This is a genomic window from Geodermatophilus sp. SMS 5-13 (genome assembly GCF_059428245.1).
This window is the reverse complement of sequence record NZ_CP165729.1, coordinates 3,753,425-3,779,730: the sequence shown is the minus strand read 5'-3', so window position 1 is coordinate 3,779,730 and position 26,306 is coordinate 3,753,425. Positions and strand designations below refer to the sequence as shown.

Sequence of the window (26,306 nt, the reverse complement as noted above, 5' to 3'; positions counted from 1 at the left end):
TCAGCAGGTGGTCAGGACGGCGGCGGTCTCCGCCGGCAGGGTCACGGTCTCCCGGTCCAGCCGGGGCTGCTCGCCGGTGCTGAACAGCACCCCGGTGGCCGGGCGGTCGATCTCCAGCTCGCGGGGCGCGTCGGCCAGGTTGGCGACGACGCGCAGCGAGCCGCGGGTGATGGCGATCCAGCGGTCGTCGTCGTCCCAGCTGACCGCCATCGCGGCGAGGTCGGGGTCGACCAGCTCGGGGTGGTGCCGGCGCAGGGCCAGGAGCGTCCGGTGGATCTCGAGCAACCGGTCGTGCGGCTCCTTGGCCGGCTCGGACCAGTCGAGCTTGGAGCGGGTGAACGTCTCGGGGTCCTGCGGGTCGGGGACGACGTCGGCGTCCCAGCCGTGCTCGGCGAACTCCCCGATCCGGCCCTCGGCCGTCGCCCGGCCCAGCTCGGGCTCCGGATGGCTGGTGAAGAACTGCCAGGGCGTCGTCGCCCCCCACTCCTCGCCCATGAACAGCATCGGCGTGAACGGGCTGGTCAGCACGATCGTCGCGCCGACGGCGAGCAGGCCGGGGGAGAGGGACGCCGAGATCCGGTCGCCGACCGCCCGGTTGCCGATCTGGTCGTGGTCCTGCAGGTAGCCGAGGAACTTCCAGCCGGGCAGCAGCGCGGTGTCGACCGGGCGGCCGTGGTGCCGCCGGCGGAAGCTGGACCACGCGCCGTCGTGGAAGAACGCGCCGGTGAGCGTCTTGGCCAGCCCGGCGAGCCCGGCCTCGGCGAAGTCGCCGTAGTAGCCCTGCCCCTCGCCGGTCAGCGACGCGTGCAGGGCGTGGTGGAAGTCGTCGCTCCACTGGGCGGTCAGCCCGAGCCCGCCGGCCACCCGCGGGGTGACCATCCGCGGGTCGTTGAGGTCGCTCTCGGCGATCAGCGTCAGCGGCCGGCCGACGGCGACGGACAGCTTGTCGACCTCCTGCGCCATCTCCTCCAGCACGTGCGTGGCCCGCTCGTCGACCAGCGCGTGGACGGCGTCGAGCCGCAGCCCGTCGACGTGCATGTCCCGGAACCACATCAGGGCGTTGTCGAGGACGTAGCGGCGCACCTGGTCGGAGTCCGGCCCGGAGAGGTTGATCGAGCTGCCCCAGGTGGTGGCGCCCCCCGAGGCGTTGATCGGGAAGAACTCCGGCAGGTAGTTCCCGGACGGGCCGAGGTGGTTGTAGACGACGTCCTGGATCACGCCGAGCCCGCGCTGGTGGCAGGCGTCGACGAACCGCTGGTAGGCCGCGGGACCGCCGTAGGTCTCCTGGACCGCGTACCAGAGGACGCCGTCGTAGCCCCAGTTGTGCGGTCCGTTGAACGCGTTGACCGGCAGCAGCTCGACGAAGTCGACGCCGAGGTCGACCAGGTGGCCCAGCTTGTCGATCGCGGCGTCCAGGGTGCCCTCGGGGGTGAACGTGCCGACGTGCAGCTCGTAGACGGCGCCGCCGGCCAGCGGCCGCCCGGTCCACGCGGTGTCGCCCCACGAGTGGGCGGACGGGTCGAACCGGCGGGACAGGCCGTGCACGCCGTCGGGCTGGCGTCGCGAGCGCGGGTCCGGGCGCGGCGTCTGGTTGTCGTCCAGCAGGAACCCGTAGTCCGCCTCCGGGGAGGCCTCGACCTCCGCGCGCCACCAGCCGTCGTCGTCCCGGCTCATGTCGTGGACGGCGCCGTCGACCTGGAGCCGCACGCGCTCCGGCAGCGGCGCCCAGACGGCGAACTCGACGGGGTCGGGCATGGAGGAGCCTTCCTTCCGGCAGCGGGAGCCCAGGCATCATGCCCGGGCGCCGTCGGCTCAATCGTCGGCGACCCGGACGACGACGCTGCCGAGCTTGCGGCCGGTCTCGACGTACCGGTAGGCCTCGACGATCCGCTCGAGCGGGTAGCGGCGATCGACGAGCGGCCGGAACCGGCCGGACCCGAGCAGCTCCGCGAGGCGCCGGATCATCGCCTGGTCGTGCCGGGGATACGGGAAGCGCACCCGCCGGCCGGGCGACAGGGGCGAGACCGCCGCGAGCGCCAGGTTCTGCGCCGCCGGCCCGAGCTCCGCCGAGGTGTAGGTGCCGCGGGGTCCCAGCAGCGGCCGGCAGCGGGCGAACGTGCTCTTCCCGACCGCGTCGAGGACGGCGTCGTAGCGCTGCCCGTCGTCGGTGACGTCCTCGGCGGCGGCGTCCACGACGCGCTCGGCGCCCAGCCCGCGGACGACGTCGGCGTTGCCCGGCGCCACGGCGGTCACCCGGACGCCGCCGGCCGCGAGCAGCTGGACGGCCGCCGAGCCGATCGCCCCGGTGGCCCCGAGCACGAGGACGGACTGCCCGCGCCGAACCCGGGCGACCCGGACGAAGGCGAGGGCGTAGTGCGCGCCCTCGGTGGCCGCGGCCGCCTCGTGGAAGTCCACCCCCGGCGGCACCCGCGCGACCGAGGCGTGCGCGCCGACGGCCGGGTGCTCCGCGTGCGCGCCGAACCGGCCCTCCACGTAGCCGAACACGCGGTCCCCGGGCGCGAACGTCGTGACCTCCGGCCCGGCCGCCGTCACCACGCCCGCGAACTCCGTCCCGAGCACCCGCACGCGGGGCCGCGGGAGGCCGGTGCCGAGCCGGACGAGGACGGGCGTGCCCGCGCGGTAGGCGCAGTCGGTGCGGTTCACCGTCGTGGCCACCACGCGCACCAGCAGGTCGTCGTCGGCGGTCCGCGGCGGGTCCACGTCCAGGACCCGGACGACGTCCGGCGGGCCGTACCGGGTGCGGACGGCGGCGCGCACGGCCGGACCCTACCGGCGCCTCGACGCGACGAGAGCCGGGCCGGGGAACGCCACCCCGGCCCGGCTCCCTCGCCCGCTCCTCCCGTCAGACGTGCAGGCGCTGGCCCACGTAGATCATGTGCGGGTTGTGGACGGCGCCCCGGTTCTGCGCCCAGAGCGCGCGCCAGCTGATGCCGTGCGCACGCGCGATCTTCGCGAGCGTGTCACCGCTCTTCACCACGTAGCTGCCCCCGGACGCGTGCGACGCGTGCGAGGCCCGCGCCGACGTGGCACCCGGTGTCGAGCCGCCCCGCAGGTGCCGCCCGCAGACCGGCCACGCGCCGACGCCCTGGCCGGCGAGCGTCCGTTCGGCCACGGCGATCTGCTGCGCCGGTGATGCCAGATCGGCCCGGGCGGCGTAGGCGCCACCGCCGTAGGCCAGCCAGGTGGAGCGGCTGAACTGCAGCCCGCCGTAGTAGCCGTTGCCGGTGTTGATGTGCCAGTTCCCCCCGGACTCGCACTGTGCGACGCCGCTCCAGTCGTGTCCGGCGGCGGACGCCGGCGCGGCGAGGGCGACGCCCCCGATCGCGGTGCCCAGGGCCAGCGCACCGCCGCACAGCAGGCGGCGGACACGGCGGTACCCGGGAAGGTCGTGCTGGGACATGGATCCTCCGATCCCCGCCGGCGAGGTGAGCTGTCGGGTTCGGGCGATCGGTGTGCCCGGCCGCCGGTGGCGGCTTCACCCCGAGACGCAGCGCGTGCGTCAGATGTGGTTCCCCCGCCCCCGTCCGTGGGCTGATCAGAGGGACAGGCAGCCGGTGGACGGGGTTGGGCGGGCCGGCGCCTCGCACCCGGCCGAGTGAGGCCCGGGCACGCGCGAAACCGTAGGGAGGGCCCTCCGGCTGGGCCTGTCGAACCGGGCGGTTCCCGGGCGTGGCGTCGGCGTTTCGCCGACGCGCCGACGCCGGTCCTGCACAGCGCACTCGCCCCGCGACACACCGTCGCGGAGCGGGTGCTTCCCGCATCCGGGTGACGGTGCGCGCGTCGCGGCGGAACCGGCCCCACCGGCGGCTGCCGCCCGCTACGGTCCCGTGCCGACCGGTACCACCGAGTACCCCAACCCCGCCGGCAAGGGAGCATGCATGGGCGCGCTGCGAACGGTCGTCTTCCCGGCCCTGCGGCTGCTGGTCTGGGCGGTCATCGCCGCCGCCCTCGCGGTGCTCGCCTTCCGCGGCGGCGCGGACGCCGACGTGGCCGCCGGCCCCGGCGCGCCGACCGTCGACCTGACCGCGCCGACCGTTCCCGCCGCCCGCGGCTCGGTGGTCAACACGGTCACCGTCACCGGCACGGTCGTGGCCGATCCCGCCGTCCCGGTGAAGGCCACCGCGGCCGGCACCGTCCGCCGGCTGCTGGTCGCCGCCGGGGACCGCGTGACCGCGGGGCAGGCGCTGCTCGAGATCCGCTCGGAGGAGGAGCGCGAGCCCCTCACCGGCACCGACGCCGAGGGCAACCCGACCGTGACGCCCCGCCCGCCGCTGGTGACGACCACGACGGTGAAGACGGCCGCGGCCGGCACGGTCGGCGCCCTGGACGTGCTGGTCGACCAGGTCGTCGCGGTGGGGGACCGGGTCGGCGCGGTCTCCCCGGGCACGCTGTCGGTCACCGCCCCGCTCACCCAGGCCCAGCAGTTCCGGCTGCTCACCCCGCCCTCCACCGCGCAGGTCACGGTGCAGGGCGGCCCGGCGCCCTTCCCGTGCGGCGGCCTGACACTCGGCGCCCCGGACGACGACAGCGTCCAGGACCCGGCGACGGGCGACCCGTCCCTCGGCGGGGCGGTCACCGCGTCGGCCGGCGCGGGCGCCACGGCCCGCTGCGCGGTGCCGCCGGAGGCGACCGTGTTCGCCGGCATGGGGGCCTCGATGGCGATCGAGGCCGGCCGGGCCGACGACGTCCTGGTCGTGCCGATCACCGCGGTGCAGGGCACGGTGCAGACCGGCAACGTCTGGGTGATGGGCGCCGACGGTGCACCGGAGCAGCGGCAGGTCGCGCTCGGCCTCACGGACGGCGACCTGATCGAGGTGCGCGAGGGGCTTGCCGAGGGCGACGCGGTGCTGCAGTTCGTCCCGGTGCCCGACGACACCGTCCAGGACCCCGCGACGGGCGGTCCGTTCGGATGAGCCTGCTCACCCTGGCCGGGGTCTGCCGCGACGTCGCGCTGCCCGACGGCGACCTGCTGCGCATCCTCACCGGCGTCGACCTCGAGGTGGGCGCCGGCGAGCACGTCGCCGTCGTCGGCCGGTCCGGCTCGGGCAAGTCGACCCTGCTCAACATCCTGGGCCTGCTCGACAGCCCCACCGCCGGCAGCTACCTGCTCGACGGGGAGCCGACGGACCGCTTCCGCGCCCGCCGCCGCTCCCGGCTGCGCGGCGAGGTGTTCGGGTTCGTCTTCCAGCAGTTCAACCTGCTGCCGCGGCGCACCGCCGTCGAGAACGTCGCGGCGCCGCTGCTCTACGCGCGCGGGCGCAGCTACTTCCGCCGGACCCGGCTCGCCCGGGAGATGCTCGACCGGGTGGGCCTGGCGGCCCGCGCCGACCAGGTGCCCGAGCGGCTCTCCGGCGGCGAGCAGCAGCGGGTCGCGATCGCCCGCGCGCTGGTGCGCTCGCCGCGGGTCGTCCTCGCCGACGAGCCCACCGGCGCTCTGGACGTCGAGACCGGCGCGCGGGTCATGGCGCTGCTCACACAGGTGACGGCGGAGACCGGCGCGGCGCTGGTCACCATCACCCACGACCACTCGGTCGCCGCGCTGGCCGACCGGCAGTACCGCCTGGACGGCGGCCACCTGACCCCGCTCGGGGCGCCGGCGGAGGTCCGGGCCGCGACCGCCGAGCGGGCCGTTCCGTGATCGCCGTCCTCGCGGCGCTGCGGGAGGCGTGGGACGAGGTGCGGGTGCACAAGTCCCGCGTCGTCCTCTCGCTGGTCGGCGTGTTCCTGGCCGTGTTCGCCATGACGACGGTGACCGCGCTCGGCCTGATCGTCGCGCAGATCCAGCAGGAGCAGTCCGAGCGCGGCGGCGGCCGGCCGGCCACGATCGGGGTCAGCGCCTTCGATCCGCAGTCCGGCCTGCCCGCGCCCGCGCAGGAGTGGGACGCCGCCGTCGCCGACCTGCTCGCCCGCTACCGGATCACCACCGCGGCCACGATCGGCTACGAGGAGGACCTGTTCCGGCTGCCGGGCGGCACGCAGGCGGTGCAGGTGATGCGGGTGTCGCCGTCCTACGGCCAGCTGCACCGCATCCAGCCGGTCGAGGGCCGGTGGCTGCGCGACGGCGACCGCGACTCGCTGTCCCCGGCCCTCGTGGTGAACGAGGCGTTCCTGCAGGTGCTCGGGGCGAGCGACCTGTCCGGGCACCCGACGGTGGTCATCGGCGGGCCGGACCCGGTGCGGGCGACGGTGGTCGGGGTCGTCCGCGAGGGGTTCGACCAGCCGATGGTCTACCGCGTGGACCGCTCGGCCGGCGCCGGGCAGACCGCGGACGCGACGTCGTCGGCCTTCTTCGGCCCGCCGACGCTCGAGCTCTGGGTGCCCTCGCGGCAGGCCGACGAGGTGATCGCCACCGTCCAGAACGACCTCGGCCTGGCGCTGCCCGGCGTCGAGGTGCAGGCGTTCCGGCAGGACGCCGGCAACATCGAGGAGACCCTGGCCACCCTGCGGACGGCGATCCGCGGTGCCGGGATCGTGGTGCTCGTCCTCGGCGGCCTGAGCGTGCTCAACATCGGCCTGGTGACCGTCCGCCAGCGGATCCGCGAGATCGGCGTGCGCCGCAGCTTCGGGGCCACCTCCGCGCGGATCTTCTCCGCGGTGATGCTGGAGAGCGTCTGCGCCACCTTCGTCGCCGGCGTGGTCGCCGTCGGCGCCTCCGTCGTCCTCGTCCGCAACCTCCCGCTGGAGCAGTGGCTGGGCAACGGCATCCCGCTCGCCGACACCCCCGGGTTCCCGGTGGCGGCGGCGGTCGAGGGCCTCGTCGCCGCCACCGCCGTCGGCGCGCTGGCCGGCCTGCTGCCCGCGATCATCGCCGTCCGCGCGAAGGTGATCGACGCCATTCGTTTCTAGTCGCGGACGAGGAGCGCCACCGGCAGGCGGGCGAGGGCGTCGGCCAGCGGCGCCCCCGCGGCGTCGGAGACCACCCGCGTCCCGGTGATCAGGTCCCGCCAGGCGCCGTTCGGCAGCTGCAGCGCCGTGTCGCCCCAGCCGCCGAGCTCCGCGAGCCCGACCGGCAGCCGGGTGGCCACGGACACCGCCCCACCCCGGTCGAACGCGACGACGTGCCCCGCGGCGGACCCGGTGGCCTCGGCCGGCTCGTACCCGTCGAACCACTCCGGGTGATCGCGCCGGGCCCGCAGCGTCCGGGAGACGACGAGCAGCTTGGCCGCGCCGGTGTCGTCCATCCCGGGGGTCTCGCCGCCGTCGAGGGACGCCAGCAGCCGCCGGCGCAGGTCGTAGTCGACCGGCCGCCGGTTGTCCGGGTCCACCAGCGAGAGGTCCCAGAGCTCGGTGCCCTGGTAGACGTCGGGGACGCCGGGCATGGTCAGCTGCAGCAGCTTCTGGGACAGCGAGTTCGACCGGCCGAACCCCGCGATCCGCTCGACGAACTTGTGGATCCGCGCAGCCGTCGCCTCGTCGTCGTAGGCGGCGTCGACCAGCGCGTGCAGCTGCTCCTCGAACTCCTGCACCGGGTTGGTCCAGGTGGTCGACGTACCGGCCTCGCGGGCGGCCTTCTCCACGTAGGCGTGCGCCCGCTCGCGCGAGAGCGGCCACGCGCCCACCAGGTTCTGCCACACCAGGTGCGCCAGCGGCCGGTCGGCCAGCGGGTGCCGGGACAGCAGGTAGCGGACCAGGCTCGCCCACTCGGTCGGGAGCTCCGCGAGCACGGCCAGCCGGGCGCGGACGTCCTCGCTGCGCTTGGTGTCGTGCGTCGACAGCGTGGTCATCGACGCCGGCTTGCGCGCCAGCCGGCGTCGCTGCGCCTCGTGGAACTCCTCGACGGTGCTGCCGAACCGCGCCGGGTCGCCGCCGACCTCGTTGAGCGCCACGAACCGCGCCCAGCGGTAGTAGGCGGAGTCCTCCACGCCCTTGGCCATGACCGGGCCGCTGGTCTGCTCGAACCGGGTGGCGGCCTCGGTGCCGGCCTGCGCGAGCACCGGGTGCAGCGCGTCGACGGCGGCCACCAGGTCGGGACGGCGGTCGCGGACGGCGGCCACCGTCGCGTCGAGGTGCTCGCGGCCGTCGGGCAGGTAGCTGCGGTAGACGGCGAACGTCGCGAGCAGCTCGGCCAGCGCCTCACGAATGCGTTCGGCGTCCACCCCCGGCAGCTCGCCGATCACCCGCACCAGGCGGGCGACCTCCGAGCCGAGCATGCCGTCGGTGACCTCGCGCTTGCAGTCGTGCACCAGCCGCGCGTAGTCGACGGTCCGGCCGGCCAGCTCGGTGTCCAGCGCGGTCAGCGCCGCCTCGCCGGCGGGATCGACCAGGACGTCGTCCACCTCGGCGAGCGCGTCGTAGCCGGTGGTCCCCGCCGTCGCCCAGCTCTCCGGCAGCTCCTCGCCGGGCTCGAGGATCTTCTCGACGACCGTCCACCGGTGGTCCGAGGCCTCGGCGAGCCGGTCGAGGTAGCCCTTCGGGTCGGCCAGGCCGTCGGGGTGGTCGATCCGCAGCCCGTCGACCGCGCCTTCGTGGACCAGGCGCAGCACCAGGTCGTGGGTGGCGTCGAAGATCGCCGGGTCCTCCACGCGCAGCCCGGCGAGGGTGTTGATCGCGAAGAACCGCCGGTAGTTCAGGTCGGTGTCGGCGCGCCGCCAGTCGACGAGCTCGTAGTGCTGGCGGGCGTGCACCTCCTGCGGGGTCCCGCCGTCCGTGCCGGGCGCGAGCGGGAAGCGGTTGTCGTAGTAGCGCAGCTCGCCGTCGATCACCTCGAGCTTCTCGACGTCGTCCGCGGAGCCCAGGACGGGAAGCCGGACCTTGCCGCCGCCGAACGCCCAGTCGATGTCGAAGGCATCGGCATGAGCACTGGTGCGCCCGTTCTTCAGCACGTCCCACCACCAGGGCGCGGCGGCGGGGTCGGCGACGCCCATGTGGTTGGGCACCAGGTCGAGCACCAGCCCGAGGCCGTGCTCGTGCAGCGCCGCGACGAACCGGTCGAAGCCCTCCCGCCCGCCGCGCGCCTCGTCGATGTGCGCGTGGTCGACGGTGTCGTAGCCGTGGTTGCTGCCCTCGGCCGAGCGCAGCAGGGGAGAGGCGTAGGCGTGCGTCACCCCGAGGTCGGCGAGGTAGCCGGCCACCTCGGCCGCGTCCTCCAGCGAGAAGCCGGCGTGGATCTGCAGCCGGTAGGTCGCGGCCGGGACGCGGCGGCGGCGCTCGACGTCGTCGGTCCGCTCGCTCACGAGGCCGCGCGCAGGACGACGGTGGCGCGGGCGGCGACGGTGAGCGACTCGCCGGGCTTGAGCTCGTCGGGCTCGAGCTCGCCGTGCTCGGCGGTGTCGAGCACGACCGTCCACGCGGTGGCGTACTCGCCCGTCGGCAGGGTGAACTCCATCGGCTCGTGGTGCGCGTTGAACGCCAGGTAGAAGCAGTCGTCGAGGATCTCCTCGCCGCGCTCGTCGGTCTCCCGGATGCCGTGGCCGTTGAGGTACATGGCCAGCGACTTGGCGAAGCCGACGTCCCAGTCGTCGTCGCTCATCAGGTCGCCCGCCGGCGTCAGCCAGGCGACGTCGGGCACCGGGTCGCCCTCGGCCCGGCGCACCGGCCGGCCGGAGAGGAAGCGGCGCCGGCGGAACACCGGGTGGTCGGTGCGCAGCTTGATGACCTGCTTGGTGAACTCCACCAGCCGCTCGTCGACGTCGTCCCAGTGGATCCAGGTGAGCTCGGAGTCCTGGGCGTAGCCGTTGTTGTTGCCCTGCTGCGTGCGGCCCATCTCGTCGCCGTGCAGCAGCATCGGCACGCCCTGGGACAGCATCAGCGAGGTCAGGAAGTTGCGCTGCTGGCGGGCACGCAGGGAGAGCACCTTCGGGTCGTCGGTCTCGCCCTCGACCCCGCAGTTCCAGCTGCGGTTGTGGCTCTCGCCGTCGTTGTTGCCCTCGCCGTTGGCCTCGTTGTGCTTCTCGTTGTAGGAGACCAGGTCGCGCAGCGTGAAGCCGTCGTGGGCGGTGACGAAGTTGATGCTGGCCACCGGCCGCCGGCCGGAGTGCTGGTACAGGTCCGAGGAGCCGGTGATCCGGCTGGCGAACTCGCCGATCGTCGCGTCCTCGCCGCGCCAGAAGTCGCGGACGGTGTCCCGGTACTTGCCGTTCCACTCGGTCCACAGGGCCGGGAAGTTGCCGACCTGGTAGCCGCCCTCGCCGACGTCCCACGGCTCGGCGATCAGCTTGACCTGGCTGACCACCGGGTCCTGGTGCACCAGGTCGAAGAACGCCGACAACCGGTCGACGTCGTGCAGCTCGCGGGCCAGCGTGGAGGCGAGGTCGAAGCGGAACCCGTCGACGTGCATCTCGGTGACCCAGTAGCGCAGCGAGTCCATGATCAGCTGCAGCGCCTGGGGGGTGCGGGCGTTCAGCGAGTTACCGGTGCCGGTGTAGTCCATGTAGTACTGCTGGTCGTCCTCGACCAGCCGGTAGTAGGCCCGGTTGTCGATGCCCTTGAACGACAGCGTCGGGCCCAGGTGGTTGCCCTCCGCCGTGTGGTTGTAGACGACGTCGAGGATGACCTCGATGCCGGCCTCGTGCAGGGTCCGGACCATGCCCTTGAACTCCTGCACCTGCTGCCCGGCGTCGGTGCTGCTGGCGTACTCGTTGTGCGGGGCGAAGAAGCCGATCGTGTTGTAGCCCCAGTAGTTGCGCAGGCCCTTCTGCTGCAGGGTGTCGTCCTGCACGAACTGGTGCACCGGCATGAGCTCGATCGCGGTGACCCCGAGATCCTGCAGGTACTCGACGATCGCCGGGTGCGCGATGCCGGCGTAGGTGCCGCGCAGCTCCTCCGGGATCCGCGGGTGGGTCATGGTCAGGCCCTTGACGTGGGCCTCGTAGATGACCGACTGGTGGTAGGGCGTCTTCGGCGGACGGTCCACGCCCCAGTCGAAGTACGGGTTGACGACGACGGACTTCGGCATGTGCGGCGCGGAGTCCTCGTCGTTGGGCTCCTTGGTCTCGAAGTCGTAGCCGAAGACCGACGGGTCCCAGTCGACGCCGCCCTCGATCGCCTTCGCGTAGGGGTCGAGCAGCAGCTTGTTCGGGTTGCAGCGCAGCCCCTGCGAAGGGTCGTAGGGCCCGTGCACGCGGTAGCCGTACTTCTGCCCGGGCTGGATGCCGGGGAGGAACGCGTGCCAGACGAAGCCGTCCATCTCCGGCAGCTCGACGCGCTGCTCGTTGCCCTCGTCGTCGAACAGGCACAGCTCGACCTTCTCGGCCACCTCGCTGAAGATCGCGAAGTTGGTGCCGGTGCCGTCGTACGTGGCACCCAGCGGATAGGCGGCCCCGGGCCAGACCTGCGTCATGCGGTGTTCCTCCTGCGGTGGCCCTCTGGCGGCAGAGGGCAGTGGCCCCCTGTCCCGGACGGGGACAGGGGGTCGGACGGGCGTCGCTCGCGGCTGTGCCCGCGTCCACTGTTCCGCACACCTGGATCACCCGCGGAGAGACGTGTCTCACCTGCGGCCCGTGCGGGAGGACGACGACGCCCCCCGCGGCGGGGCCGCGAGGGGCCCGGCCGCGAGGGGCGGCGTGCGCAGGTCCGGCCCGGCGACGGGCGCCGGGGCGCGGGAGAGCGGCACCCGCCGGGGTCCGACCTCGCCCGGGAGCCCGGGTGGCGCTGGTCCCCGGCGGGTACCGCTGCTGCGACCGAGAACGCTAGGGGGACACGCCGACGAGGACAAGTAACCGGGCGCCCTCCGGCGTCCCGCGGGCACCAGTTCCCGCTCGGACCCGTTCTGTCACACCCGCGTCGTACCGTCGTCGGCGTGCGCGCGACCACCGACATCCGGCCTACCCAGGGGCGCTTCCGCGTCGTCAGCGAGTTCGAGCCCTCGGGTGACCAGCCGGCCGCCATCAAGGACCTCGCCCAGCGGGTCGACGCCGGGGAGAAGGACGTCGTCCTGCTCGGTGCCACCGGCACCGGCAAGTCGGCGACCACCGCCTGGCTGGTCGAGCAGGTCCAGCGCCCGACGCTGGTCATGGCGCCGAACAAGACCCTCGCCGCGCAGCTGGCCAACGAGTTCCGGGAGCTGTTCCCCGACAACGCCGTCGAGTACTTCGTCTCGTACTACGACTACTACCAGCCCGAGGCCTACGTCCCGCAGACCGACACCTACATCGAGAAGGACTCCTCGATCAACGAGGAGGTCGAGCGGCTGCGGCACTCGGCGACGATGAGCCTGCTCACCCGCCGCGACGTCATCGTGGTGGCCACTGTCTCGTGCATCTACGGCCTGGGCACGCCGCAGGAGTACGTCGACCGGGCGCTGCGGGTGCGGGTGGGGGAGTCGCACGACCGAGACGACCTGCTGCGCACACTCGTCACCGAGCAGTACACCCGCAACGACCTGTCGTTCACCCGCGGCACGTTCCGGGTCCGGGGCGACACGATCGAGGTCTTCCCGGTCTACGAGGAGCTCGCCGTCCGGATCGAGATGTTCGGCGACGAGGTGGAGCGGCTGTACTACCTGCACCCGCTCACCGGCGAGGTGGTCCGCGAGGTCGACGAGATCTTCGTCTTCCCGGCCACCCACTACGCCGCCGGCCCCGACCGCATGGAGCGGGCGATCAAGGGCATCGAGAACGAGCTCGAGGACCGGCTGGCCGAGCTGGAGCGGCAGGGCAAGCTGCTGGAGGCCCAGCGGCTGCGCATGCGGACCACCTACGACATCGAGATGATGCGCCAGGTCGGGTTCTGCTCCGGCATCGAGAACTACTCGCGGCACATCGACGGCCGCGCCGCCGGGAGCGCCGGTTCCTGTCTGATCGACTACTTCCCGGACGACTTCCTGCTGGTCATCGACGAGTCGCACGTGACCGTGCCGCAGATCGGCGGTATGTACGAGGGCGACATGAGCCGCAAGCGGACCCTCGTCGAGCACGGTTTCCGGCTGCCCTCGGCGATGGACAACCGGCCGCTGCGCTGGGAGGAGTTCCAGGACCGGATCGGGCAGACCGTCTACCTGTCGGCGACGCCCGGCCCCTACGAGCTGGGCCGCACCGGCGGTGAGTTCGTCGAGCAGGTCATCCGCCCGACCGGTCTGGTCGACCCCGAGGTCGTGGTCAAGCCGACCAAGGGGCAGATCGACGACCTGGTGCACGAGATCCGGCTGCGCACCGAGAAGGACGAGCGGGTCCTGGTCACCACGCTGACCAAGAAGATGGCCGAGGACCTCACCGACTACCTGCTCGAGCTCGGCATCAAGGTCCGGTACCTGCACTCCGAGGTCGACACCCTGCGCCGGGTGGAGCTGCTCCGCGAGCTCCGGCAGGGCGAGTACGACGTGCTGGTCGGCATCAACCTGCTGCGGGAGGGGCTGGACCTGCCCGAGGTGTCGCTGGTGGCGATCCTCGACGCCGACAAGGAGGGCTTCCTGCGGTCGGGCACCTCGCTGATCCAGACGATCGGCCGCGCGGCCCGCAACGTCTCCGGCCAGGTGCACATGTACGCCGACAAGATCACCCCGTCGATGGCGACGGCGATCGAGGAGACCAACCGGCGCCGAGAGAAGCAGATCGCCTACAACATTGAGCGGGGCATCGACCCCCAGCCGCTGCGCAAGAAGATCGTCGACATCCTCGACGGCATCTACCGCGAGGCCGAGGACGCCGAGTCCGCGGAGCTGCTCGGCGGATCCGGGCGGCAGCAGTCGCGCGGCAAGTCGCCGGTGCCGGGGCTGTCGTCGAAGAAGGCGGGCCGTGGATCAGGGGCTGCCGGGGCGATCGACGTCCAGGGCCTGCCGCGCAACGAGCTCGCCGACCTGATCACGCAGATGAACGAGCAGATGCTGGCCGCCGCCCGCGAGCTGCAGTTCGAGGTGGCCGCCCGGCTGCGCGACGAGCTCGCCGAGCTGAAGAAGGAGCTCCGCCAGCTCGACGCCGCCCACGCCTGAAACGGCCATCCTGCCCCCACCGCTCGCAAGCTCGCGGCGGGCCCCTGCAGGATGGCCGCCGTGGAGCGCGACGAGCTGGTCGACTACTGCCTGGGCAAGCCGGGCGCCGAGGAGACCTATCCCTGGGGCGAGGCCGAGCTGGTGGCCAAGGTCGGGGGCAAGGCGTTCGCGTTCATCGGTCTCGACGGCGGCAGCGTCGCCCTCAAGTGCGGCCGGAACGCCGAGGAGGCCGCCGAGCGGCGCGAGCGCCATCCGGCCGCGATCACGATGAGCCACTACGTCGGGCGCTACGGCTGGAACTCCGTCGACTGGACCGGGAAGGTGCCCGACGACGAGGTCCGCGAGCTGATCGACACCTCGTACGACGCGATCGTGGCGGCGCTGCCGAAGAGCAAGCGGCCGGCGGCCGGCTGACCGGGCCGGTCAGCTCTCCGCGCGGCGCAGGTCCCGCCGCTGCTTGCCCAGACTCGCCACCACCGTGATCAGCAGGACCGCGAGGATGAAGCCCAGCGAGGTGGCGATCCCGATGTGCGGCAGCGGAATCGGCCCGACGGCGTCGATGTGCGAGCCGTGCAGGGCCTCCACCACCAGCTTGACGCCGATGAACGCGAGGATCACCGACAGCCCGACGTTGAGGAAGATCAGCTTCTCCAGCAGGCCGCCGATCAGGAAGTAGAGCTGGCGCAGCCCCATCAGCGCGAACGCGTTGGCGGTGATGATCACGTACGGGTCCGAGGTCAGACCGAAGATCGCGGGGATGGAGTCCAGCGCGAACACCACGTTGGCGATGCTGATCGCCGCGATGACGACGACCAGCGGCGTCACGAGCCGCCGCCGTCCGGACCGCACCGTGAGCGCCGCGTCCGAGTAGTCCGGCGTCAGGGGCAGCACCCGCCGCAGCCCCCGCACCACGGCGCCCTCGTGGTACTCGTTCTCCTCGGCCGGGCTCTCCACCGCCAGCTTCACGGCCGTGTAGATCAGGAACGCGCCGAAGAAGTAGAAGACCCAGCTGGCGGCGGCGATCGCGGCGGCGCCGGCGGCGATGAACACCGCGCGCAGCAGCATCGAGACCACGATGCCGATGTAGAGCACCTTGTCCACGGCCAGGGCCGGCACGGCGAACCGCGCCATGATGATCACGAACACGAACAGGTTGTCGACGCTCAGGCTGTACTCGGTGATGTAGCCGGCGACGAACTCGCTGCCCGCCGTCCCGCCCCGGAAGACGAACATGCCCACCGCGAACAGCGCGGCCAGCCCGACGTAGAACGTGACCCAGAGCGTCGCCTGACGCATCGTCACGGCGGTGTCGCGACGGGCGATGACGATCAGGTCGAGCACGACGATGGCGAGGAAGCCGACGGCCGTCAGGATCCAGACGCCGAGCGAGACGGAGGTGAACATGCAGATCCTCTGGGCGCCCGACGACGCGACGATCGGGGAATGGCGGCACGGCTCCCGGGGATGACGTCGCCCGGCGCGTTCGCAGCCTAACCGACCGCCGGGCCGGCGGCCGCGGCCGGACGGCGTGCGCCACGCCACGATCGGAACACGGTCGTCCCTGTCGTGCGTTGTGCGGATCGGACCCCGTAGGGTGTCCCGTGGATGCCGGGTGCGCTGCACCGGGTGTCCGTCGTGGAGGGGAGTATCCCGCCCGCGGCGGAGTCGTCATCACGAGGTCTGCGACCTCCGGCTCCGTCGGTCGCCGGTTTTCCGGCGATGGGAGAGACCTCCGGTTACTGACGCTTGCCAGTCAACCGGAGGTATTTGTCGCATGGACGTCCCCTTCTGGGTGTGGGCGATCACCGTCGGAGTGATCGTCGGGATGCTGGTCTTCGATCTCGTCGGCCACGTCCGGACCCCGCACGCCCCCACGCTGCGCGAGGCGGCGCTGTGGTCCGCCGGCTACGTCGGCATCGCCGTCGTCTTCGGCCTGCTCATCCTGTGGTTCTACGGGCCCGAGTTCGGCGGGGAGTACTTCGCCGGCTACGTGACGGAGAAGAGCCTGTCGGTCGACAACCTCTTCGTCTTCGTCCTGATCATGTCGAGCTTCGCGGTGCCGCGGGCGCTGCAGCAGAAGGTGCTGCTCTACGGCATCACCTTCGCCCTGGCGCTGCGGACGCTGTTCATCTTCGTCGGCGCCGCGGCCATCGAGCAGTTCAGCTGGGTGTTCTACCTCTTCGGCGCGTTCCTCGTCTGGACGGCGGTCGCCCAGGCGCGCGGCGGCCACCAGGGGAACGACGAGTACTCCGAGAACGGCATCCTGCGGCTGACCCGCCGGATCCTGCCGACCACCGAGGAGTACCACTCCGACAAGCTGACGACGAGGATCGACGGGAAGCGCCTCATCACCCCGCTGGCGATCGCGCTGGTCGCCATCGGGAGCGCCGACGTCCTGTTCGCCGTCGACTCGATCCCGGCGATCTTCGGGCTGACCCAGGAGACGTTCCTGGTGTTCGCGGCGAACGCGTTCTCGCTGCTGGGCCTGCGGCAGCTGTTCTTCCTCATCGACGGCCTGCTCGACCGGCTGGTCTACCTGCACTACGGCCTGGCCGTGATCCTCGGCTTCATCGGCGTCAAGCTGCTGGTCCACGCGCTGCACACGAACGACCTGCCGTTCGTCAACAGCGGCGAGCACGTGACGCTGCTGCCCGAGATCCCGACCTGGCTGTCCCTGACGGTGATCCTGGCGACGCTGCTGGTCACCACGGTCGCGAGCCTGCTGAAGAACCGGTCCGACAACGCGGGGGCCGTCGGGTCCGCGGAGTCGGCGGACCGGCCCGCCCTCCGTCTCTGACCCGACCGGCCGGGCTCCGCGCGGAGCCCGGACCCTGACCACCGAGGTGGCCCCCCGTGCAACTCCCCGTCTGGTTCCAGGTCGCGACCTTCGTGGGGCTCACGCTCCTGCTGGTCGGCGACCTCGCCATCGTCGCTCGCCGCCCGCACGAGCCCTCGATGAAGGAGGCCGGCCTCTGGGTCGGCTTCTACGTGGGCCTGGCGGTGGTCTTCGGCGGCGTCCTGTGGGCGGTCGCCGGCGGCACGTTCGCCACGGAGTTCTACGCGGGCTGGCTGACCGAGTACTCGCTCTCGGTCGACAACCTCTTCGTGTTCGTGATCATCATGGCCCGCTTCCGGGTGCCGCGGCACCTGCAGCAGGAGGCCCTGATGGTCGGGATCATCATCGCGCTGGTCCTGCGCGGCCTGTTCATCCTCGCCGGCGCCGCGCTGATCAACCAGTTCACCTGGGTCTTCTACATCTTCGGCGCGTTCCTCGTGTACACGGCGATCAACCTCGTCCGGCACCGTGACGACGAGGACGACTACGAGGAGAACGCGCTCATCCGGCGGATGCGCGCGGTCCTGCCGATGACCACCGACTTCCAGGGCGGCAAGCTGCGCATCCAGGAGGCCGGCAAGAAGCTCTGGACGCCGATGATCGTGGTCTTCCTGGCCCTCGGCACCACCGACCTGATCTTCGCGCTGGACAGCATCCCGGCGATCTTCGGCCTGACCCGCGAGCCGTTCATCGTCTTCACCGCGAACGTCTTCGCCCTCATGGGGCTGCGCCAGCTCTACTTCCTGCTCGGCGGCCTGCTCAAGCGGCTGGTCTACCTGTCCCTCGGCCTGGCGGTGATCCTCGCCTTCATCGGCGTCAAGCTGGTGCTCGAGGCGCTGCACGAGAACTCGCTGCCGTTCATCAATGGCGGCGAGCACCTCGACGCCGTCCCGACCATCCCGATCTGGCTGTCGCTGACGATCATCATCGGCGTGCTCGCGGTGGCCACCGTGGCCAGCCTGATGAAGACCCGGGGTCAGTTCCGCCCGGCGCCGGCCCTGAGCGCGCCCGAGGAGGCGGCGGAGGCGGTCGAGGACGACGCGGCGGTCGAGGACGACGCGGCGGTCCAGCGGCGCCCGTCGTGAGCTACCGGGGCCGCCCGCCCGCCTCGACCGTGGCGCCGGCGGCGGCGACCAGCTCGCCGTCCCGGTAGACCTCGCGCACCCGGCCGGCCAGCTCGGTCAGGTCCTGCGGGTCGCCGTCCAGGACGACGAGGTCGGCGACCTTGCCCGGCTCGAGGCTGCCGAAGCCGTGGTCGACCCCCAGCAGCCGGGCCGCCTCGAGGGTGGTCGAGCGCCACACCTGCTCCGGCGTCATCCCGACGCCGGCCATGAGCGCCAGCTCGCCGAGGTTGGTGCCGTGCGGGCCGACGCCGGTGTCGGTTCCCATCGCGATCTTCACGCCGGCCGCCGCCGCCCGCGCCACCGAGGCGTCGTGGACCTTCTGCACCGCGACCGCCTTGGCCAGCATCGCCTCGGGCAGCGAGGCGCCGGCGGCCACGGCCTCGAGGACGGCGCGCGGCGCGGAGAGGGTCGGCACCAGCCAGGTGCCCCGCTCGAGCATGAGGTCGATCGCCTCGTCGTCGAGGAAGATGCCGTGCTCGATCGAGCGGATCCCGGCGCGGACGGCGGCCTTGATGCCTTCGGTGCTCTGCGCGTGCGCCATCACCGCCACGCCCGCGGCCTCGGCCTCCTCGACCAGCACGTCGAGCTCGGCCGAGCGGAAGTGCGGGTGCTGCGGGTCGTCCCGCGCGGAGAGCACGCCGCCGCTGGTGGCCACCTTGATCACGTCGGCCCCGGCGCGCAGCAGCTCGCGGACCTTGCGGCGCATCTCGTCGGGCCCGTCGACGATCGTGTCCGGCCGGCCCGGGTGCGGCGGCATGTGCGGGACGTCGGCGCCGCAGACGTGCCAGCCGTCGCCGTGTCCGCCGGTCTGGCTGAGCATGCTGATCGCGATCTGCATCCGCGGGCCGGCGACCAGCCCGTTGCGCACCGCCTCCGCGACGCCGAGGTCCGCCCCGCCGGCGTCGCGCACGTGCGTGATGCCCTGGACGAGAGTGCGGCGCAGGTTGTGCACCGCCTCGAAGAACGGGTAGCTGAACGGCGTCTGCAGGTGCCGCAGCACGTCGACGCCGCTCATCATCACGTGCACGTGGCAGTCGAAGAACCCGGGGAAGACCGTCGCGCCCGAGCAGTCGACCGCCTCGTCGCCGTCCAGGCCGAGGCCGACCTCGACCACGCGGCCGTCCTCGACGACGACGTCCGCCTTGGTCGCGGGGCTGCCCGTCCCGTCGAAGACCTGCCCACCGGTGAAGAGAACGCGGCTCACGGCCGCACTGTAGGCCTCACCCGTTAGCGGTGCTCAGGATCCACCCGGTGGCGCGGCTGGGCTAGCGTCGATCGTCATGCGGCCCACCGACCTCGCCCTGCTGCGGATCCCGGGGGTCCCGACCGTCTCCCCGGACGGCCGGATGGCCGTGGTCGCGGTCACCCGGCTGGACCTGGACGCCGACGAGTACCGCGGCCAGCTGTGGGCGGTGCCCACCGACGGCTCGGCGCCCGCCCGGCCGCTCACGAGCGGTGCCCGGGACAGCGCGCCGGCGTTCTCCCCGGACGGCCGGTGGCTGGCCTACCTGTCCGCGGCCCCCGGCGGGCGCCCGCAGGTGCACGTGCTGCCCACGTCGGGCGGTGCCGCGCGGGCCCTGACCGAGTGCCCGCTCGGCGCCGGCGCGCCGGTGTGGTCGCCGGACTCCCGGCGGCTGGCCTTCGTCGCCCGCGTCCCCGAGGAGGGCCGCTACGGCACCGTCGAGGGGGTCGGGCCGGCGGCCGAGCCGCCGCGGCTGATCACCACGCTGCAGTACCGCCAGGACAACGTGGGGTTCGTCACCGACCGGCGCAGCCAGGTCTTCGTCGTGGCGCTGCCCGAGGACGGCGGGGACGACGCCGCCGCGCCGCCGCGGCCGGTGCAGGTGACCACCGGCGACGCCGACTGCACCGAGGTCGCGTGGCGCCCGGACGGGGGCGAGCTGGCCTTCGTCTCCTCACGGCACGAGCGCGCCGACCGCGACCTGGTCACCGACGTGTACGCCGTCGGCCCCGACGGCTCGCAGCTGCGGCGGGTGACGCAGTCCCGCGGCGACTGCTCCCGCCCGGCGTACGACCGCACCGGCCGCACGATCTACCTCACCGCCGTCCCCGACCTGGGGCCCGACGGCCTCGGCTTCGTCGGCAGCCAGGCGACGCTGTGCCGGGTGGACGCCGCGGGCGGGCCGCTCGAGCCGCTGCTCGACCCGGAGGAGCACCACCGCGGCGACGAGACCCCGGGGACGGTGTTCGCCGACGGCGCGGCGCTGTTCGGCGTCGAGCGGCGCGGGGCGGTAGAGCTGCTGCGCGTGCCGCTCGACGGCGGGACGCCGACGGCGCTGGTGGACGGGCCGTTCACCGTCCGCGGGTTCGCCGTCGGGGGGGACGTCGTCGTCGCCACGGTGGCGCACGACCGGTCGGCCGGCGAGCTGATCGCCATCACCCCGGGGACGCGGCGGCTGCTCACCTCCTTCGGCGCCGACCTCGGCGCCACCGGCCGGGTGCACCGGATGGCGGAGCGGACGGCGACCGCCCCCGACGGCCACCCCGTCCACGGCTGGGTCGCGGTGCCCGAGGGGCCGGGACCGCACCCGGTGCTGCTCACCATCCACGGCGGGCCGTTCTCCCAGTACGGCTGGACGCTGTTCGACGAGACGCAGACCTACGTGTCGGCCGGCTACGCGGTCGTGCAGTGCAACCCGCGCGGCTCGTCCGGGTACGGGCAGGCGCACGGCCGGGCCATCCAGGGCCGCTGGGGCACGCTGGACACCGACGACGTCCTGGCCTTCCTGGACGCCGCGCTCGAGGACCCGCGCCTGGACGCCGGCCGCGTCGGCGTCATGGGCGGGTCGTACGGCGGGTACCTGACCACGATGCTGCTCGGCCGGACGACGCGGTTCGTCGCAGGCATCAGCGAGCGGGCGTTCACCGACCCGGTGAGCTTCGTCGGCTCCTCCGACATCGGGTGGTTCTTCCCCGACCAGTACCTCGGCACCGATCCCGAGCGGATCGCCGCGCAGAGCCCGATGACCACCGTCGAGAAGATCACCACGCCGACGATGGTGATCCACTCGGAGGAGGACTGGCGCTGCCCGGTCGAGCAGGGGCTGCGCCTCTACGTCGCCCTCAAGCGGCGCGACGTCCCCACCGAGCTGCTGCTCTTCCCCGGCGAGGGGCACGAGCTGTCCCGGTCCGGCCGGCCGCGGCACCGCCTGGCCCGGCTGGAGCACGTGCTGCGCTGGTGGGCCCGCTGGCTGCCGACCGACCGGAACCCGGGCGAGGTGGAGCTGCCGGCGGCGGTCGCGACCCCGGAGGTGGACGACGGCGAGGCGGTGGACCCGGCGCCGCTGACCGTGCGCTCCACCCGGGTCCCGTGACCGACCTCCGGGCGGCGGCCGGCGAGCTCGCCGCCACCGCGCTGCGCACCGTGCAGGCCGAGTTCCCGTACGACCTGCGGGTGCTCTACACCGCGCCGGGCGCCGCGCCCGAGCGGCCGCGCGACCGGCACCCCGCCTTCTACGGCAGCTTCGACTGGCACTCCGCCGTCGAGATGCACTGGGTGCTGCTGCGGCTGCTCCGCCGCTTCCCCGGCGAGGTCGACGCCGCCGCGGTCCGTACCGTCCTCGACGCGCACCTGACCCCCGAGGCGATCGTCGTCGAGACGGCGTACTACGCGGCGAACCCCGGTGCGCAACGGCCGTACGGCTGGGGCTGGGCGCTGACGCTGCACGAGGAGGCGGCGTCCTGGCCGGACGCGGCTCACTGGGCCGTGGCGCTGCGGCCGCTCGCCGACCACTTCCTCGACGCGCTGGCCGCCTGGCTGCCGAACGCGCCGTACCCGGTGCGGCACGGCGTCCACCCGAACGGCGCCTTCGGGCTGATCCGCTCGCTGCCGGCCGCCCGCCGGCGGGCGCGGACCGGCGACGACCGGGTGCTGCGCGCGATCGAGGACGCCGCGCGGCGGTGGTTCGCCGCCGACCGGGACGCCGCCGTGCGCTGGGAGCCGTCGGGTGCGGACTTCCTCTCCCCGGTGCTCACCGAGGCGGTGCTCATGGCCGACGTGCTGCCGCCGGCGGAGTTCGGGGACTGGGTGAGGGCCTTCCTCCCCGACCTGGGCAGGCGCCCGCTGTTCGAGCCCGCCGTCGTCGCCGACTCCGGCGACGGGCAGACCGCGCACCTGCACGGGCTGAACCTGAGCCGGGCGTGGGCGCTGCGCCGGCTGGCGGCGCACGTGCCCGAGGCCCGCGACCTGCTGCTCGACACCGCCCGCCGGCACGCCGAGCCGGAGCTGGCCGAGGTCAGCGGCAGCGACTACATGGTCGAGCACTGGCTGGCCGCCTACGCCCTGCTCTACCTGGACGAGGAGCACTGACCGGAGGCAGGGTGGGGCCGTGGTCCAGCGCCGGGTCCCGAAGTGGTCGGAGTTCAACGAGCTGATCCAGCCGCGGCGATTGCCGGGCGACGCGCTCGACCGGCGGCTGGCGCGGGCGGCGACCGTCGGCGACCTGCGCGAGATCGCCCGACGGCGGGTGCCGCAGGCGGTCTTCGACTACACCGACGGCGCCGCCGGGGCGGAGCTCTCGCTGCGCCGCTCGCGCGAGGCCTACGAACGGGTCGAGTTCCTGCCCAACGTGCTGCGCGACGTCAGCGTGGTCGACCCGTCGACGACGCTGCTCGGGGCGCCGTCCGCCCTGCCGCTGGCCTTCGCCCCCACCGGCTTCACCCGGCTCATGCACACCGAGGGGGAAGGGGCGGTCGCCCGCGTGGCCGAGCGCACCGGTATCCCGATGGCGCTGTCGACCATGGGGACGACGTCGGTGGAGGCGCTGGCCGAGGCCGCACCCGGCGCCCGGAAGTGGTTCCAGCTCTACCTGTGGCGCGATCGCGACGCCAGCCGCGCCCTGGTCGAGCGGGCGAAGGCAGCCGGTTTCGAGGCGCTGGTGCTGACCGTCGACACCCCGGTCGCCGGGCCGCGGCTGCGCGACGTCCGCAACGGCTTCTCCATCCCGCCGGCGCTGACCCTGCGCACGTTCGCCAACGCCGCCGTTCACCCGCGCTGGTGGGTCGACCTGCTCACCACCCCGCCGCTGGAGTTCGCCTCGCTGCACACGTGGGGCGGCACGGTCGCCGAGCTGGTCGACCGGGTGTTCGAGCCGGCCGCCACGATGGCCGACATCGGTGAGCTGAAGGCGTCCTGGCCGGGGGCTCTGATCGTCAAGGGGGTGCAGGGCGTGGACGACGCCCGCGCCGTCGTGGACGCCGGGGCCGACGCCGTCGTCGTCAGCAACCACGGCGGTCGCCAACTCGACCGGGCACCGGTCCCGCTCGAGCTGCTGCCCGCCGTGGTGGAGGCCGTCGGTGACCGCGCGGAGGTGTACGTCGACGGCGGGATCCTCGACGGCGCCGACGTCGTCGCCGCGGTCGCGATGGGGGCGCGGGGCTGCCTCGTCGGCCGGGCGTTCCTCTACGGCCTCATGGCCGGTGGCGAGCGCGGCGTGCAGCGGATGGCCGACATCCTGACCAAGGAGATCACCCGCACCATGCAGCTGCTCGGGGCAGCGAGCGTCCCCGAGCTGGCGGGCAGGGCCCGGCTGCGGGACTGAGGGCATTGCCCCGGTGACCTGGGGCTTCCTAGGGTGGCGCATGGACGTCGTCGAGATCGTGCCCACGTTCGAGCAGTACGCGTTCACCTTCGGTGGCGTGGCCCCGCTGCGGCGCATCACCCCTGGCACGGCGCTGCGGCTGTGGTCCGACGACGCGTTCTGCGGCGTCATCCGCAAGGTCGAGGACCTCTCCAGCGAGAAGGTCGACCTGCGCTTCGTCAACCCGCAGACCGGGCCCTTCCACGTCGAGGGCGCCGAGCCCGGCGACACCCTCGCGCTGCACTTCGTCGACATGGAGCCGGCCCGCGACTGGGGCGCCTCGGCCGCGATCCCGTTCTTCGGCGGTCTGACCAGCACCGACCGGGTCGCCATGCTGCAGGACCCGCTGCCCGACACCACCTGGATCTACGAGCTCGACCGCGCTCGGAACACGGTGACCTTCGCGGCCGGGCGCAGCGACTTCTCCGTCGAGCTGCCGGTCGCGCCGATGCTCGGCACCGTCGGCGTCGCGCCACCCGGGGGAGAGGTGCGCAGCTCGCTGGTGCCCGAGCGCTTCGGCGGCAACATGGACACCCCGCAGATGCGCCCGGGCACCACCTGCTTCCTCGGGGTCAACGTCGAGGGCGCGCTGTTCTCGATCGGCGACGGGCACTACCGCCAGGGCGAGGGCGAGGCCTGCGGCACCGCCGTCGAGGGCGCGATGACGACGACGCTGATCGTCGAGCTGATCAAGGGCGGCGCGCCGGCCTGGCCGCGGCTCGAGGACGACGCGCACTGGATGACCGTCGGCTCCAGCCGCCCGCTCGAGGACGCCTGGCGGATCGGCCAGGTGGAGCTGGTGCGCTGGTTCGAGGAGCTCTACGGCCTGCACCCGATGGACGCCTACCAGCTCCTGTCGCAGATCACCGAGGTGCCGATCGCCAACGTCGTCGACGCCAACTACAGCGCCGTCGTCAAGGCACCCAAGGCGCTGCTGCCCTCGGCCACCGCGTACGGCGGCCTGCACGCCGAGCTCCGTTCCCGCGCTCGTTCCCTCTGAGAGGACATGCCATGGATCTCCAGCTCGCCGGCTCCCGCGTGCTCGTCACGGGAGGCACCAAGGGCATCGGGCGCGCGATCGTCGAGGCGTTCGCCGAGGAGGGCGCCGCCGTCGAGTTCTGCGCGCGGGACTCCGCCGAGATCGAGATGACGGAGAAGGCGCTCGCCGGCCGCGGTGCCGGGGTGCGCGGCGTGCAGCTCGACGTCCGCAACGGCCCGGCGCTGGTCGCCTGGGTCGAGGACGCCGCGGAGCGGCTCGGCGGCCTCGACGCCGTCGTCGCCAACGTCAGCGCGCTCGCCGTCCCCGACACCGAGGAGAACTGGTACGTCGGGTTCGAGACCGACCTGATGCACACCGTGCGCCTGGCGAAGACGGCGCTGCCGTACCTGGAGGCGAGCGGGCACGGCTCGATCGTCGCCATCTCCAGTGTGTCCGGCCGCGAGGCCGACTTCGCCTCCGGACCGTACGGAACCATGAAGACGGCGATCGTCGGCTACATCGCCGGGCTGGCCCTGCAGCTGGCCGGCCGGGGTGTGCGGGCCAACGTCGTCTCCCCGGGGAACACCTACTTCGAGGGCGGGTTCTGGCACGGCGCCCAGCAGAAGCTGCCCGACCTGTACACCCAGGTCCTCGGGGTGAACCCGACCGGCCGCATGGGCACGCCGGAGGAGGTCGCCAAGGCCGTCGTCTTCCTCTCCAGCCCGGTCTCCAGCTTCACCACCGGCAGCCATCTGGTGGTGGACGGCGCCGTGACGCGCGGCATCCAGCTCTGACGCCGGTCCTCTCCACCCGGGCGCTCGGCCGGGCGACGCTCGCGCGGCAGCTGCTGCTGGAGCGGGTCGACCGGCCGGTGCCCGGCGTGCTCGAGCACCTGGTGGGGCTGCAGGCGCAGGTGCCGCGGGTGCCGCACCTCGCGCTGTGGGACCGGCTGGCGCCGTACGACCCGGCGGAGCTGGACGGGCTGCTGGCGGCCCGCCGGGCGGTGCGCACCCAGTTGATGCGGACGACGATCCACCTGGTCACCGCCGCCGACGCGCTCGCGCTGCGCCCGCTGCTGCAGCCGGTCCTCGACCGGACCGTCGCGAGCACCGCCTGGGGGCAGCGGCTGCGCGGCCGGGACGTCGCCGCGCTGGTCGAGGAGGCCGAGGGCCTGCTCGCGGAGCGCCCGATGGGGCGGGCCGGGCTGACCCGCGCGCTCGCCGACCGCCACCCGGACGCCGACGCCGAGGCGGTCGCCTTCTGCGTCAGCTACTGGGTGCCGTGGGTGCAGCCGCCGCCGCGCGGCACCTGGTCCGGCGCCGGCGCGGCGGTCATGGCGCCGACGTCGTCCTGGCTGGGGACCGGCGACGGGGCCGCGCCGGTCGAGGACGTCGTCCTGCGCTACCTGGCCGCGTTCGGCCCGGCGAGCGTCCGCGACGCGCAGGTCTGGTGCGGGCTGACGCGGCTGGGGGAGGTCGTCGAGCGGCTGGGCCCGCGGCTGCGGCGGTTCCGCACCGAGGACGGCGCCGAGCTGGTCGACGTCCCCGACGCCCCGCTGCCCGACCCGGACACCCCGGCCCCGGTCCGCTTCCTCGCCGAGTACGACAACGTCACGCTCTCGCACGCCGAGCGGTCGCGGGTCGTCGCCGACGCCGAGCACGTGCCGGTGCCCGGCGGGCCGGGCGGCTGGACCGGCAGCCTGCTGGTCGACGGCCGGGTCTCGGCGATGTGGGGCGCCCGGCGCTCCGGCGACGGGCTGGTGCTCGAGGTGCGCCCGTCGCTGCCGCTGACCGCCGGGCAGCGGGACGAGATCGCCGCCGAGGGCGCCGCCCTGCTCGCCTTCCTGGCGCCGGACCGCCCGCACGACGTGCGGTTCCCCTAG

The 26,306-nt window shown here is 73.4% G+C and carries 20 protein-coding genes and 1 riboswitch; of the genes, 13 read left to right on the top strand and 7 right to left on the bottom strand.

Annotation, left to right across the window (positions count from 1 at the left end):
- The 3 genes from treZ to AB3388_RS18225 form a co-directional block, all read right to left on the bottom strand.
- The gene (treZ, locus tag AB3388_RS18235; protein ID WP_495406727.1) at positions 1-1,755 is read right to left on the bottom strand and encodes a malto-oligosyltrehalose trehalohydrolase; all 1,755 of its coding nucleotides are present in this window, start codon (positions 1,753-1,755) and stop codon (positions 1-3) included.
- Between the two features lie 57 nt (positions 1,756-1,812).
- On the bottom strand, positions 1,813-2,778 hold the full coding sequence (locus AB3388_RS18230) for an NAD(P)-dependent alcohol dehydrogenase (protein ID WP_495406726.1): 966 nt from the start codon (positions 2,776-2,778) through the stop codon (positions 1,813-1,815).
- Between the two features lie 85 nt (positions 2,779-2,863).
- A complete protein-coding gene (locus AB3388_RS18225) occupies positions 2,864-3,421 on the bottom strand; it encodes a transglycosylase family protein (protein WP_495406725.1) in 558 nt (185 codons plus the stop codon).
- Positions 3,422-3,581, bottom strand: a riboswitch (cyclic di-AMP (ydaO/yuaA leader).
- A gap of 318 nt (positions 3,582-3,899) precedes the next feature.
- Between AB3388_RS18225 and AB3388_RS18220 the strand changes: the two genes are divergently transcribed.
- The 3 genes from AB3388_RS18220 to AB3388_RS18210 are packed head-to-tail and all read left to right on the top strand — an operon-like array spanning position 3,900 to position 6,867.
- The gene (locus AB3388_RS18220; protein ID WP_495406724.1) at positions 3,900-4,934 is read left to right on the top strand and encodes a permuted SH3 domain-containing protein; all 1,035 of its coding nucleotides are present in this window, start codon (positions 3,900-3,902) and stop codon (positions 4,932-4,934) included.
- On the top strand, positions 4,931-5,659 hold the full coding sequence (locus tag AB3388_RS18215) for an ABC transporter ATP-binding protein (RefSeq protein ID WP_495406723.1): 729 nt from the start codon (positions 4,931-4,933) through the stop codon (positions 5,657-5,659). The genes AB3388_RS18220 and AB3388_RS18215 overlap by 4 nt, the downstream gene beginning before the upstream one ends.
- Positions 5,656-6,867: an ABC transporter permease gene (locus tag AB3388_RS18210; RefSeq protein ID WP_495406722.1), complete on the top strand. Its 1,212-nt coding sequence runs from the start codon at positions 5,656-5,658 to the stop codon at positions 6,865-6,867. Before AB3388_RS18215 ends, AB3388_RS18210 begins: the two co-directional genes overlap by 4 nt.
- Here the strand turns inward: AB3388_RS18210 and treY are convergent.
- Complete coding sequence (treY, locus tag AB3388_RS18205) at positions 6,864-9,194, bottom strand: malto-oligosyltrehalose synthase (protein ID WP_495406721.1); 2,331 nt, start codon at positions 9,192-9,194, stop codon at positions 6,864-6,866. The two genes, AB3388_RS18210 and treY, sit on opposite strands and share 4 nt — an antisense overlap.
- Positions 9,191-11,299 carry a glycogen debranching protein GlgX gene (glgX, locus tag AB3388_RS18200; protein ID WP_495406720.1) on the bottom strand — a complete coding sequence of 703 codons (2,109 nt, stop codon included), beginning with the start codon at positions 11,297-11,299 and terminating at the stop codon, positions 9,191-9,193. The genes treY and glgX overlap by 4 nt, the downstream gene beginning before the upstream one ends.
- A gap of 459 nt (positions 11,300-11,758) precedes the next feature.
- On the opposite strand from glgX, the gene uvrB reads away from it, so the two are divergent.
- Positions 11,759-13,885 carry an excinuclease ABC subunit UvrB gene (uvrB, locus tag AB3388_RS18195; RefSeq protein ID WP_495406719.1) on the top strand — a complete coding sequence of 709 codons (2,127 nt, stop codon included), beginning with the start codon at positions 11,759-11,761 and terminating at the stop codon, positions 13,883-13,885.
- A 60-nt stretch (positions 13,886-13,945) separates the two neighbouring features.
- On the top strand, positions 13,946-14,299 hold the full coding sequence (locus tag AB3388_RS18190; protein WP_495406718.1) for an MmcQ/YjbR family DNA-binding protein: 354 nt from the start codon (positions 13,946-13,948) through the stop codon (positions 14,297-14,299).
- Between the two features lie 9 nt (positions 14,300-14,308).
- Here the strand turns inward: AB3388_RS18190 and AB3388_RS18185 are convergent, their stop codons facing one another.
- Positions 14,309-15,289 (bottom strand): TerC/Alx family metal homeostasis membrane protein, encoded by a 981-nt coding sequence (locus AB3388_RS18185; protein ID WP_495406717.1) that lies wholly within the window; start codon positions 15,287-15,289, stop codon positions 14,309-14,311.
- A gap of 370 nt (positions 15,290-15,659) precedes the next feature.
- On the opposite strand from AB3388_RS18185, the gene AB3388_RS18180 reads away from it, so the two are divergent.
- Both AB3388_RS18180 and AB3388_RS18175 read left to right on the top strand, forming a co-directional pair.
- Positions 15,660-16,682: a TerC family protein gene (locus tag AB3388_RS18180; protein ID WP_495406716.1), complete on the top strand. Its 1,023-nt coding sequence runs from the start codon at positions 15,660-15,662 to the stop codon at positions 16,680-16,682.
- Positions 16,683-16,738: 56 nt separating this feature from the next.
- Entirely contained in the window at positions 16,739-17,806 is a 1,068-nt protein-coding gene (locus tag AB3388_RS18175) for a TerC family protein (RefSeq protein ID WP_495406715.1), read from the top strand.
- A 1-nt stretch (position 17,807) separates the two neighbouring features.
- Here the strand turns inward: AB3388_RS18175 and AB3388_RS18170 are convergent, their stop codons facing one another.
- Positions 17,808-19,049, bottom strand: a complete 1,242-nt coding sequence (locus AB3388_RS18170; protein ID WP_495406714.1) for a metal-dependent hydrolase family protein — start codon at positions 19,047-19,049, stop codon at positions 17,808-17,810.
- A gap of 76 nt (positions 19,050-19,125) precedes the next feature.
- On the opposite strand from AB3388_RS18170, the gene AB3388_RS18165 reads away from it, so the two are divergent.
- From AB3388_RS18165 to AB3388_RS18140, 6 genes are all read left to right on the top strand, one after another.
- Entirely contained in the window at positions 19,126-21,180 is a 2,055-nt protein-coding gene (locus AB3388_RS18165) for a S9 family peptidase (RefSeq protein ID WP_495406713.1), read from the top strand.
- On the top strand, positions 21,177-22,175 hold the full coding sequence (locus tag AB3388_RS18160) for a DUF2891 domain-containing protein (RefSeq protein WP_495406712.1): 999 nt from the start codon (positions 21,177-21,179) through the stop codon (positions 22,173-22,175). Before AB3388_RS18165 ends, AB3388_RS18160 begins: the two co-directional genes overlap by 4 nt.
- Positions 22,176-22,194: 19 nt before the next feature.
- Positions 22,195-23,406, top strand: a complete 1,212-nt coding sequence (locus tag AB3388_RS18155; protein WP_495406711.1) for an alpha-hydroxy acid oxidase — start codon at positions 22,195-22,197, stop codon at positions 23,404-23,406.
- Positions 23,407-23,446: 40 nt separating this feature from the next.
- Positions 23,447-24,445, top strand: a complete 999-nt coding sequence (locus AB3388_RS18150) for an acetamidase/formamidase family protein (protein WP_495406710.1) — start codon at positions 23,447-23,449, stop codon at positions 24,443-24,445.
- Positions 24,446-24,456: 11 nt separating this feature from the next.
- Positions 24,457-25,218, top strand: a complete 762-nt coding sequence (locus AB3388_RS18145) for an SDR family NAD(P)-dependent oxidoreductase (RefSeq protein WP_495406709.1) — start codon at positions 24,457-24,459, stop codon at positions 25,216-25,218.
- Positions 25,219-25,304: 86 nt separating this feature from the next.
- Positions 25,305-26,306, top strand: coding sequence for a winged helix DNA-binding domain-containing protein (locus AB3388_RS18140; RefSeq protein ID WP_495406708.1), 1,002 nt, complete (start codon positions 25,305-25,307; stop codon positions 26,304-26,306).